The sequence below is a fragment of the Amycolatopsis sp. WAC 01375 genome, assembly GCF_003947325.1.
Lineage (GTDB): Bacteria > Actinomycetota > Actinomycetes > Mycobacteriales > Pseudonocardiaceae > Amycolatopsis.
Window position 1 is genome coordinate 103,933 of the sequence record NZ_QHHW01000013.1, and the last position, 11,627, is coordinate 115,559.

The window sequence follows — 11,627 nt, forward strand, 5'->3', positions numbered from 1 at the left end:
CCTCGAACGTCTTCCTCGGAGCGACGCGCTCCTGGTCGCGGCGAAGGGCCGCGGGCATTCAGTGCCCCTCAACACCGAATGCCCGCGGCGTCCCCTGCTCCGGCGACGTTAGTCCGGTCGCGGCCCCGGTGCTGTCGGGTGAACGCCTTACACCGACGCCTCGTTGAGTTCGGCTAGCGTGATGACACCGTCGTCGAGTGCCCGGGTGACGAGTTCGCTCTTGGTGCGGGCGTCGCGTCCGACGCCCGCGTATTTCACCCGCACCCGGGTGATGTGCGTGTCGACGGTTTTGACGGTGATGTGGAGTTTCGCGGCGACGAGTTCCTTGGAGGAGGCGGCGAACCATGCCCGCAGTACCTCGACTTCCCGTGGGGACAGGCGTGGCCTGCCCGGGGCGTCGTCCGCGGCGAGCGCGCCCGAGAGCGACGGCCCCGTGTAGGCCTGTCCGTCGGCGACCGCCCGGATAGCGGGCACGAGATGCTCCGGGCCCTCACGTTTGGTCAAGTACGCGAGCGCGCCGAGGTCGATGCATTTGATCGCGGTGGCGTTGTCCGCGTGCTGCGAGTACACGACCACGCGGCGTCCGCTCTCGACCAGACGGCGGAGTTCGCCGAAGTCCGGTTTGCGGGGCACCAGTTCGAGGTCGAAGATCACCACGTCGGCGGCGGCGCCGGGGCCGGTCCACACATCGCCGAGCCGGTCGCCGGCGTCGACGAGCCCGATCGGCGGATCCGCCTGCTCACACCAGTACCGTACGCCCGCCGCGATCGCCGCGTGATCGTCCACGATCACCGCCGTGATCAGCTCTCCGTCGGCTGCCATTGGGCCTCCATCCACACTGTTCCGTCACCGTCGAAGATCTCGATCCGCACGTCCGGGGTTCTCGCTGTGGACACGATCGGCTCGGCACAGTCCGCGACCACGTTGACCGACACCAGATCCGCGCTTCCGACCACGGTGACCCGCGCCCAGGAGCCTGCCGTCGCCAGTGCGGTCAAAGCGGCGTCGGTGAGGTCTCGCCGGACGGCCACCGGCGGCACGGGCCAGTGGCCGCGCACGTCCAACTCGACCTCGACACCTTTGCGATCGGCGATGTCCGCGCAATGCCGCAGCTCATGCAGCAGCGGGTTCTCCACCGTGTCGGTTTCGGCGAACAGCCGGCGCATCCGGGCCGCTTCGATCGCGCATCCCCGCCGCACCATGGGATCCGAAGGCGCGAACGAGCCGTCCGCCAGTCCTGCGAGCAACGGCATGGTCGTGTCGGCGAGCTCGGCGAATCGCTGTGTGCGACGACTGTGCGCGCCCGCCGCGACGGCTTCCGCGGTGCGCACCCGTTCCAGTTCCCGGGTTGCCTTGGCCGCCTGTGCACCGATCCGGCCCAGCACGGCCGCGACCACGGCGACGCACAGCGGAAGGCCGAACACCGTCACGGAACCCGTGGCGAACCGCGCCAGCACCGACCGGCTCACGTCGTGGAACAACAGCAGGTTCGCCAGCGCGAGCGACTCGTGCGTCAGCAGGAAGGCCAGCATCGTCCGGAAAGGACGATCGAGCAGGACGACGATGCCGACCCAGTTGGCCGCTCCGAACAACCAGTCCACAGTGGTCGCCGTCTTCCCGTCAGGCAACGTCAGGTACGCCAGCGTGGACGTGGCCAGCACGACGGCGACGGCGGGCCACCTCGACACTCCCCATGGCCGCCGCCGCACGACCAGCACCAGCTCGACGGCCAGCACCGCGGTCAGCGCGGCGAGTGCGGTGAACTGGGCCGCCGGCAGGTCGTGGGATCTCAGTCCCCGCACCAGATTGGTCAGCCCGAGCACGTCGACCGTCAGCACCGCGACGACCAGCACGGCGATCCGCAGTCCGTGCCTCAGCTGTTCCTGGGTCGCTTCGTCGTCGCTTATGACGACCACTCCAGCCGAACCATCGTGCCCGCCCCTTCGGCCGACGTGATCGTCGCCGTGCCGCCGACCCTGTCCATCCGGCCGTGCACGGATTCCCGCAGGCCGCGCCGCGACGGCACGCTGTCGCCGGCGTCGAATCCCTTTCCCTCGTCGGAGATTTCGGCGAGTACCGACCGGGTGTCGCCGCGCAGCCTGACCCTTGCCCGGTCGGTCCCCGCATGACGGCGCACATTGTTGAGCGCCTCCCGGACCGCTCCGGCGATCGCACCGGCGACGTCGGACGGCAGCGGCAGCCGCGGCGGTACGTCCAGCTCGACGGTGAGGTGGCCGGTGCCGAGATCCGCGCCGAGCGTCTCGACGAGGTCGGTCTCCGGCGCTGTCCGCCCGTCGTGGACGAAACTCAGCCGGGCCAGGTCGCGGTGTGCCTGTGGGGCCAGCCACTTCGCGTCCGGGGGAACCTGACCGAGGCCGACCATCAACAAGGTGGTGGCCGCGGTGTCGTGCAGTGAGTTCGCGAGTTCACGTTCCTCGGCGCGGACGGCCGCCGCCACGGCGGCCTCCCGCCGCGCCCGTTCGGCCTCGGCCGCCATCCGATCGGCACGTTCGGCGGCGCGGGTGACCAGCACCCAGGCCACCCTGGACATCGCGGCCATCACCGGCACCCACAACTGCGACGCACTCAGGTTGAGCCCGGCGGCGGCGAAGATGACGAGCATCCCGCCGCCGGTGATCAGCGCCGCGAGGGCACCGGTCAGCGGCGTGGTGTGCCACTGCCAGGTCACACACGCGAAAATGACCAGGAGCCGAAGCCAGCCGGTGTTGCCGTCCGCCTCGGCGCCGGTACAGAACACGGTGAGACACAGACCCAGCAGGACCGCCACGTCCACGCCGATCGGGGCCCGCCGCAGCCACCATCCCCGCGCACAGGTCCAGACCACCGCGGCGGCGACCACCGCCACCGTGCCCGCGAACTCCGCGGACGAGCTTCTCAGCAGACCGATCGCCGCGATGGGCGGCAAAGTCGCGACACGTACGGCGACGGCGTAACGGTGCCCGAAACCGTTCAGCAGCCGCCCGGCCTCCCCCGTCACCCGCTACCTCGCCCACCGTCGAACCCGACATCCCTCGCCCGGGTGACCTTACCGGCCCCAAGGTCAGGCAGTGCCGGTTCTCGAATGACGCCTGCCACCCCGGTACAGCTGGAATTCCCCGAAGAACTCGTCGTCGTCCCGCCTTCGCGGCGGCTTTCCCGGTTCGGGTGGCCGCTGATCGCCGAACAACTTCCGGTCCTCGTCGAGCACTTTGTCCAGCAGGCTGGTGTCACCGAGACCACGACGGACCACCTCGGCCTGCCGTCGCGCGGCGTCCGCTCGCGCCGCGGCGATCGTGTGCATGACCGTGGCCGACAGCGCCAGCGGCTCGATGGTGCGCGCACGATCGCCGAAGGTGAGGCCGGTGACCTCCCCCGCCGCGCTCGCGACCACGGTGACCAGTCCGTCCGGTGAAGTGGCGGTGCCCTCGACGGTCTGCAGCTCGCCTTCCATCCGCTGGTAGGCCTCGGCGCGCCGGCGGTTGTCGGCGTTCGCGTTGTCGATAGCTTCTATCCGGCTGAGCAATCGCCTGGCGTATTCGCTCATCGTGTGTGCTCGCCTTCCTCGGGGCGGATGGTCGACACGAACTTCTGGAAGTCCTCGGCGACCTGGTCGAACTGCTCCGGGAGCGCGCTGAGCACGACGTGCAGAACGGCCCGCCGACGCGGGTCGCGCTTGTCCCACATGCCGAGGAAGACCTGCAGTTGCACGACATCCAGGCGGCGGCCGTCGAGCACCGTCGACAGCCGGACGGACTGGGTCAGCCCCGGGTTCTCCGGCGATCCGGACTCCTTTCGCTTGCCCAGCCGCACATCGGGGTCGGTCCGCCGCAGCGTTTCCACCGCCTCGTCGGCGACGTGCGCGAGCGGGATGTACGACTCCCGGATCTCGCCGGCGATCGTGATGTTGGCGGTGAATCCCGCGCTGGCAGGCGGATGCAGCGCGACGAAGGCGCTGCCGCCCGCGCCGACCTCGTCCGGCGGCGCCGACAGCCAGCCCGCGGGAAGCGAGAACTCGATCGGCACGGGAAGGGTGGCTACCATGTTGTCTCCGTCTCTGTGTTTTCCCGGACGGGTATTCGTTCGATCCTAGAGCCAGTCATTGACCGAGCCCCATGCGTCGCCGGCGGCGCCGGCGGCGTCGGAGAGCCCGTCGGCGACGTCCGACGCGACATCGGCGACGTCATCGGACACGTCGGCGACGGTGTCGGCGACCTCAGCGGGATCGACGGACACGTCGAAACCGACACTGCCACCGACGCCGAGCGCGGCGCCGAGCGACGCGCCGACATGGAACTTGCCGTCCTCCCCCATGCCGAACTGCCCGCTGGCCTCCGCGCCGACACCGACCCATACCTCGCCGTTCGCACCGGCTCCCAGGCCTGCCGCCTCGGCGCTGACGTCACCGCCCGCCTTGATCCCGGCGAAGGCTTCGGCGCTGCCCTCCGCCCCCGTCCAGCTGATGTTCCCCTCGGCCGATGCCTCGGCGCCGACCATGACGTCCGCACTGCCCGAAACGCCGGCGTGCTCACCGAAGTTCAGCTCGCCTTCGGCATGACCCTGGGCCAGATAGGCCTCCGCGTGGGCGGCACCGCTCGCTCCGAGCCAGCTCGCGGTCCCGCTCGCACCGGCACTGGCGCTGAGCACCGACCCCGAAAGCGTGCCGCTCCCGGAGACCGAGCCGTTGTCGAATTCACCATCGATGCTGCCCTCGCGCAGCGCCGCGGCCGCCTCACGTTCCCAGCCCACCTCGGTCACATCGATGCCGGCGGCCTCGGCGATGGCCTGGAGATCCACGAGATCGGCGTCCGCGTCGCCGTATTCGTTGGCGTAGCTGCTGTTGAGGCCGTTCCGCTGCCACCCGCCGGGGTCCACGTCCTCGTACTCGCCGGTCTCGGGGTTGAAGACCCGCTCCGTCTGCCGGTCGTCGGCACCGAACGGGCCGCCTCCGGGGAGGTCCGTCGAATAGCCGCCCTCGCCGTCGGAGTCCATCCCGAACGCCATCGCGGCGAAGTTGCCCACCGTGGTCGCGAGCGAGACACCGTCGCCGCCCATCCCGAACGCCTGCGCGACCGAGCCGCCGGTCGAGGCCACCGCCTCCCGCGCGGCGTCCAGGATCGACCGGGCCTCCTGCGCGAGCCCCGCCCCCGGATCCTGGAACAGCCCGATCGACTGCCCCGCTTCCACCGCCTGCCGCGCCAGCCCGGTGAACTGCTCCAGCGCAGTCCTGCTCGCGGCCTGCGCCTCGGTGAACATTTCGATCGCGCGCTGCGCCTCACCTTGTGCCCAGGTCAGTGTGTCGCCGAAGTCGGCGAGTGTCTCACCATTCCGGCCGAGGAAATCCACGGCCCGGAACCATTCGGGTATCGCGGCGCCGAACGCGTCACGAAAGGAGTTGGCACCCTCACCGGTCCACTCCCTTGGATCGATACCCTGTAGACCGTCCCCTGCCCCGCCGACCAGTTCGATATTGCCGACCAACCGGCGAAGGTCATCGGCGATCGATTCCGGCTGACCGGGAATCAGTTCCCTCGGATCGGTGGTCTCCCCCAGCTGAACCGCCATCAGCAGTACATCCCTTCGAAGTTCTTTTACCGCGCGTTGTCACCGGATACTTCAGGGGTTGAGCCGCGCCGCGATTCCGCCACCGGCCACGCCACCGATCCCCGGTCCGATGGCCGCGGCCGGATCACCGGCGAAACCGTCGAGCAGGCCGCCCAGCCGGGACAACGCCTGTTCCGATTCCTGCTCCGACACCTGGTACCGGCCGGCCGCGGTGCGCACCAGGTCGCCATGCTCGGTTGCCTTGCCCCGCAGTCCATCGACATACACCTTCGCGTTTTCGATGAATCGATCCCAGCCTGCCTGCACGCCGGAATTCCCGTAGTCCCCGCTCGGACCGTTCCACGGCAGGCCGTCGACGACCGTGACGACGTCGGAGATCCTGCTTGCCGTCTGGTGCAGATCATCGAATACCGCACCGAACCCGTAAGTCATGTTCACGCCCCCGTCACCATATTCATGATTTCACCGACTCCGATGTCGGAATTCGCTGACCGGTTCCCTCGAAAGTGATCTGTTTTATTCGGCCGATCGACCGGAGACCTTACAATGAAAAGAATCCTCGGAATGTCAGGTGAACACCCGACAAGGCCACCTGCGTGCGGCGATTACGCCGAGAAACCGGTGCCCCGGCCGTTGAGGCCGGGACACCGGTGGTGACTCGGAAACGCGTCACTTCAGCTTCCGCTCATCGGCGAACCCGGGATCTCCCGATAGTCCACGGTCCCTTCGGCGCGGGTCGGGCCGGGATTGGTGATGGTCTGCCCGAAGCACACCGACCACGACTTCGGTCCCACTCCGGACTCCCGGCACTTCCAGGTGTCCATCACCTGATGCCCGGACGGCCTGAACAGAGCCACTGACGCGTTCGTGTCGAAGACGCCGGATCGGTTGTTGCGCACTATCACCGCGCCCTGCATGGAGGCCCTGCTCGGCGACACCACCATGCAGGTCTGCGCGAGCACGGAGGTGGAGACGGTCACCGTGGTTCCGCACGTCCAGTCGCTGGCGCTGGCGGTGATCGGATTCGTGTTCCCGTAGGCCTTCCAAGTGCCGTCCGCGGCCGCGGCGGGCCCTGCGGTCGCCAGGCCGAGCCCGAGAACGACAGCGATCGTCGCTGTCAACCCCGTGAGACCTCTTCGCGTTAGCTGCATCGATGTTCCCCTTCGTCGACCGTGGTGCCGGGTCGGCCACTCGCGTGCTTCGAAGGATGCGGGCAGGACTTTCATCCCGCTTTCATGGCGAAGAAAGTCAGCCGAGGCCGAGTTTGCCGAGCTTCGTCCTCGTTTCGGCGGCTTGGGGGACGTCGAGGTCGCGGTAGAAGGCGAGCACCTGAAGCCAGTGCCGCCGGGCATGGTCGTGTTCGCCCAGTTCGGCGTGGACATCGCCGATGCCCGCGTTGGCGTGAGCCAACTGTTCGCCGTGGCCCGCTTCGGTGGCCACGGCCAGTGCTTCGCCGTGCCGATGGAGGGCCTCGGCGGAGCGGCCGGCGGCCGCGTGGGTGGTGCCCAGCGCGTTGAGTGCCTCGGCGATCAGTTCCGTGTCGCCGACGGCACGAGCGAGCGCCACCGCTTCTTCGTGGTGGCGCAAGGCCCGCTCGAGGTCGCCCCTTCGCCGGTACACCACGCCGAGGAACCCCAGGGAATCCGCTTCTTGCGTGCGGAAACCCGCTTCCCTGGCGAGGGCAAGGCAACGGCGAGCGTGCTCGAAGGCAGCCTCGTTCTGTCCGAGGTGGACGAACACCCTGGCCAGCAGGTTGACCGCGTTGCATTCGATGTACTTGTCGCGGTCGTCCTCACGCAAGGCGAACACCGCGTCGAGATGGTGCCTGGCCTCCTCGGCCCGGCCGAGGCTCAACAGGTTCCGGGAGTGATTGATCCGGACCGCGCAGTGCAGGTAGCCGCTGCCGCCGCGTTCGGTCAGCACGAGCGCCCGCTCGAATCTGCGCCGGGCCTCCTCCAGCTCGCCCCTCTTCCCGTACACGCAGCCGAGAAAGCTCAGTGTCGCGGCCTGGAACTCCTGATCCCCGACGCGCTGGAACGCGGCCAGCGCCCACTCGAGATGGTCGATCGCTTCGCGGTCCCGGCCAAGGCGGGACATCGTGACGCCGAGCACGCGCCGCGCGTTCGCTTCCGCGCGTTCGCTCCCCAGGTCGCGGGCGGCGTCGAGCGCGCGACCGTGCAGAGCCGCGGCGTCGTCGTAGTAGCCGCCGGTGTCGAGGTAACGCCACACGGTCTCCGACACATGGATCACGCTCGCCGGTCCGCCGTGCCGTCCGGCTTCGAGCAGGTTGGCCCGCTCGGCGTCGAGCCAGCGCCAGGCGTGGTCGTAGGTCGAGAACAGCGGCGCTTCGCCGGGGAACTCCGACGCCTTCGGCCGCTGGGCGTAGTCGTCCGGCGCGACGACGTCCATCGCGGCCGAAGCCGTGGACACGTAATGGTCGAGCAGCCTGCTCAACGCGGCTTCGCGTTCGTCGGCACTGTCGGTGGCTTCCGCGAGTTCGGCGGCATACGCCCGCAGCAGGTCGTGGGGCTGGTAGCGGCCGTCGGAAGGTTGGTCCACGAGGTGTGCCCGCCGCAGCACGTCCAGCATCCGGCGCGTCTCCCACACGCCGGTCCCGGCGAGGGCCGCCGCCGCCCGGTCGTCCGTGTCGTGCCCGGGGTGCAGGCCGAGAAGCCGGAACATCCGGGCCACCGACGCGTCCAGTCGCCGATACGACCACGAGAAGACCGCGCGGACGGCGGTCTGCGGATCACCGTCCACGTCCAGCAGATCGAGCGGGCTCTGCCGCCCAGCGAGCTCGTCGACGAACTCGCCGAGACCACGGGCGGGCCGCGACCGGATCAGCTCGGCGGTGATCCGCAGCGCCAGTGGCAGCCGGGCGCACCGCTCCACCAGTTCCCTCGCGGCGGCAGGTTCGGCGGCCACCCGGTCGCCGAGCAGCTCGCGCAGCAGCCCGCGCGCGTCCTCGCTCGACAGCCTGTCGAGATCGAGCCGCCGGGCCCCCTCGCGAGCGACGAGGCCCGCCAACGCGTCGCGGCTGGTGACCACCACGAAGCACGACGGGCTACCGGGCAACAAGGGCCGCAGCTGCTCCACCGTCCGGGCGTTGTCCAGCACGATCAACATCCGCCGCCGGGCGACCAGGGTGCGAAACCGCGCGGCGCGTTCGGCGAGGTCCTGCGGAATCGCCGCGCCGTCCAAATCCAGCGCGCGCAGGAAGCCTCCCAACGCGTCTTCCGGCGAGACGGGCTGGTCGGAGCCGTAACCGCGCAAGTCGACATACAGCTGACCGTCGGGGAACCGCTCCCGCGTCCGGTGCCCCCACCGCACGGCCAGCGCCGTCTTCCCCACCCCGGCGGTTCCGGCGACGACCGAGATCACCGCGGCCTCCCCGGCGAGAAGAAGGCCGTCGAGCTCCGCGAGCTCGGCGTCGCGGCCCACGAACTCGCGCACGTCCATCGGCAACTGAGCGGGAGCGGAGGACGTCTTCTCGGCAGGCCCCAGCCTCTCCCCCGCGAGCAGCCGCCGATGCAGCTCACGCAACTCGGGCCCCGGTTCCACGCCGAGTTCCTCGACGAGGGTGTCCCGTGCCGCGCGGTAGGCATCCAGCGCGTCGGCCCGCCGCCCCGCGCGATACAGGGCGCTCATGAGCAGCCCGTGCAGCCGCTCCCGCACCGGATACCGGCGCACCAGCTCGGTCAGTTCGCCGATGATCGCCGCGTTCAACCCGCAGGCGAGCTCCGCCTGGTAGAGCGTCTCCAGTGCGACCGACCGGAGCTCGACGAGCCCCTGTGCCCAGTCGGCGAGGAGGGGGACCTCCACGTCGCGGAACGGATCGGCGTGCCACAGACCCAGCGCCTCGCGCAGCAACTCGACCGCCCGCTGCGGCTCCTCGTCCGCGATCGTTCGTGCCTCCTCGAACAGCGACGCGAACCGCTCCGAATCCAGCTCTCCCGGCAGCACCCGCAGCCGGTAGCCCGCCGCGCCGAACGACAACCGGTCCGGCTCCGCGAGCACACCCCGCAACCGGTGGACGTGCAGCTGCAACCGCTGTTCGGAGCGCGGGTCCGGCTTGTCTCCCCACAACGCACCGGTCAGGGTGTCCACCGGCACCGGCTGGTTGGCCCGCACGAGCAGCACGCCGAGCAGGATGCTCTGCAACCGTCCCGACAACGCGTGCGCACGCCCGGCCCCTCGAACCCGTACCGGCCCCAGCACCTGGAACTCCACCGCGTCCGCCCCTCTGTCAGCCAACGGGCACCAGTCTGTCGCACCCGCCCGAGGGCGGTTTGTCCACCTTGGCCTGTCCTGGCGCCCTGGCCGACGGGGCACCGATCCGGCGAGGCACGATCTAGCCCATGACGCGGGACACGGGCGAGCACTTGCTGTACGAGACGATCTTCCAACGGCGGGACACCAGGGCCGAGTTCACCGGAGCCCCGATTCCGGACGACGTACTGCATCGCGTGTTGAGCGCGGCTCACGCGGCGCCGAGTGTCGGCCTGTCACAACCGTGGGACTTCATCGTCGTGTCCGATATGGACGTTCGAGAGAAGTTCCGGGAGCACGTGCGAACCGAACGGGAGGTGTTCGCGGGCCAGCTGGACGCCGAGCGTGCCCGTACCTTCGCGCGGATCAAGATCGAGGGCATCGTGGAGGCTGCCGTCGGCATCGTGGTCGGGTACGACCCGTCACGCGGGGCACCCGCGGTGCTGGGCAGGCACGCCATCGCCGACGCCGGCCTGTACTCGGTGTGCCTGGCCATCCAAAACCTCTGGCTGGCCGCGACCGCCGAAGGGCTCGGACTCGGCTGGGTCAGCTTCTACCGGGAAGAGTTCCTGGGCGAACTCGTCGGCCTGCCGGAGAACATCCGCCCGGTGGCGTGGTTGTGCGTCGGCCCGGTGCGCGACCTGCCGTCGATTCCCGATCTGGAGCGGCACGGCTGGCGGGAACGTCTCCCGCTCAGTGCCGTGCTCCACTACGAGCGGTACGCGAACGCCGAGCTCGCCTGAGCAGGTGGTCCCCTGGTCATGGTCACGAAACCCGGCTCAGGGGTTGATCCGGCCGTACGCCGGCTTCGGCCGCAGGTTCGAGTCGAACAGGCAGGCCGCGCCCTGTCCGGGGAACGTGTCCGGCACCCACGAGTGGCGATCGGTGAAGCCCCAGGTCGTGAACTCCACGCAGCGCGCGACGGCGTGGCAACCGTCCCAGAGCTGCTTGAAGTAGCTCGCCTGGGTGTTCAGCTTCGTGGTGTCGGCGGGCATCGGGATGCGGACGTCGGCCTCGGTGATGGCGACGTCGACGCCCAGCGCGGCGAAGCGGGCGAGGTTCGCCTGATAGCCGCCGGGGAAGCCGTACTGCGTCGCGAGGTGCGCCTGGAAACCGACGCCGTCGATCGGCACGCCTTGCTGCTTCAGCGTCCGGACCAGGTTGTACAGGGCATCGCTCTTCGCGTTGAGGCCTTCGGTGTTGTAGTCGTTGATGTACAGCTTGGCCGAGGGATCCGCCGCCCGTGCCCACCGGAACGCGTCCGCGACGTAGCCGTCGCCCAGTTTCTGCTGGAACACCGAGGAACGGCGGGTACCGTCGTCGTTGAACATCTCGTTCACGACGTCCCAAGCGCGGATCTTTCCCCGGTAGCGGCCCATTTCCGCGGCTATGTGCCGTTGCGTCACCGACCGCAGCTCGCCGGCGGCGAGGTTGTTCACCCAGCCGGGCAGCTGGCTGTGCCAGACGAGCGTGTGCCCGCGGACGGATTTGCCGTTCCGCTAGGCGTAGTCGACGATCGCGTCCGCGCCCGACCAGTTGTACTGACCGCGGTTCGCCTCGACCACACCCCATTTCATCTCGTTCTCCGGGGTGACGTTGTCGAATTCGCGAGTGAGCACGGAACGGTAATCCGCTTCGTTCGCCAGGTGGTTCGCCGCGACGGCGCTGCCGACGTAGCGATTCGTGATGTCCTTCAACGGGCCGGCCGCCGACGCCGGAGGCGCCTGCAAAAGGGCCACTCCCGCCAGTACGGCCACCGTTGCCGAGAACGCTTTCATTGTCATCACTCCTGTTCC

Annotated in this window: 10 protein-coding genes and 1 pseudogene; 1 reads left to right on the forward strand and 10 read right to left on the reverse strand. The window is 69.4% G+C overall.

Features of this window, described 5'->3' with window-relative positions; genetic code table 11:
* Positions 1-147: 147 nt before the first annotated feature.
* From DL991_RS04780 to DL991_RS04820, 9 genes are all read right to left on the reverse strand, one after another.
* Positions 148-822: a response regulator transcription factor gene (locus DL991_RS04780; protein WP_125781331.1), complete on the reverse strand. Its 675-nt coding sequence runs from the start codon at positions 820-822 to the stop codon at positions 148-150.
* Entirely contained in the window at positions 801-1,916 is a 1,116-nt protein-coding gene (locus DL991_RS04785) for a hypothetical protein (protein ID WP_125781333.1), read from the reverse strand. The genes DL991_RS04780 and DL991_RS04785 overlap by 22 nt, the downstream gene beginning before the upstream one ends.
* The gene (locus DL991_RS04790; protein ID WP_125781335.1) at positions 1,904-2,998 is read right to left on the reverse strand and encodes a sensor histidine kinase; all 1,095 of its coding nucleotides are present in this window, start codon (positions 2,996-2,998) and stop codon (positions 1,904-1,906) included. Before DL991_RS04790 ends, DL991_RS04785 begins: the two co-directional genes overlap by 13 nt.
* Positions 2,999-3,061: 63 nt before the next feature.
* Positions 3,062-3,544 (reverse strand): YbaB/EbfC family nucleoid-associated protein, encoded by a 483-nt coding sequence (locus tag DL991_RS04795; RefSeq protein WP_125781337.1) that lies wholly within the window; start codon positions 3,542-3,544, stop codon positions 3,062-3,064.
* Positions 3,541-4,041, reverse strand: a complete 501-nt coding sequence (locus tag DL991_RS04800) for a hypothetical protein (RefSeq protein WP_125781339.1) — start codon at positions 4,039-4,041, stop codon at positions 3,541-3,543. The genes DL991_RS04795 and DL991_RS04800 overlap by 4 nt, the downstream gene beginning before the upstream one ends.
* Positions 4,042-4,086: 45 nt before the next feature.
* On the reverse strand, positions 4,087-5,562 hold the full coding sequence (locus tag DL991_RS04805) for a putative T7SS-secreted protein (protein WP_125781341.1): 1,476 nt from the start codon (positions 5,560-5,562) through the stop codon (positions 4,087-4,089).
* Between the two features lie 51 nt (positions 5,563-5,613).
* Positions 5,614-6,000, reverse strand: coding sequence for a hypothetical protein (locus DL991_RS04810; protein WP_125781343.1), 387 nt, complete (start codon positions 5,998-6,000; stop codon positions 5,614-5,616).
* Between the two features lie 236 nt (positions 6,001-6,236).
* The gene (locus tag DL991_RS04815) at positions 6,237-6,683 is read right to left on the reverse strand and encodes a hypothetical protein (RefSeq protein WP_125781345.1); all 447 of its coding nucleotides are present in this window, start codon (positions 6,681-6,683) and stop codon (positions 6,237-6,239) included.
* A gap of 127 nt (positions 6,684-6,810) precedes the next feature.
* Entirely contained in the window at positions 6,811-9,816 is a 3,006-nt protein-coding gene (locus DL991_RS04820) for a tetratricopeptide repeat protein (protein WP_158634387.1), read from the reverse strand.
* 104 nt (positions 9,817-9,920) lie between these two features.
* On the opposite strand from DL991_RS04820, the gene bluB reads away from it, so the two are divergent.
* On the forward strand, positions 9,921-10,574 hold the full coding sequence (gene bluB, locus DL991_RS04825) for a 5,6-dimethylbenzimidazole synthase (RefSeq protein WP_125781348.1): 654 nt from the start codon (positions 9,921-9,923) through the stop codon (positions 10,572-10,574).
* A gap of 36 nt (positions 10,575-10,610) precedes the next feature.
* On the opposite strand, the pseudogene DL991_RS04830 reads toward bluB, so the two are convergent.
* Positions 10,611-11,615, reverse strand: a pseudogene (locus DL991_RS04830) (endo-1,4-beta-xylanase).
* Positions 11,616-11,627 lie beyond the last annotated feature (12 nt).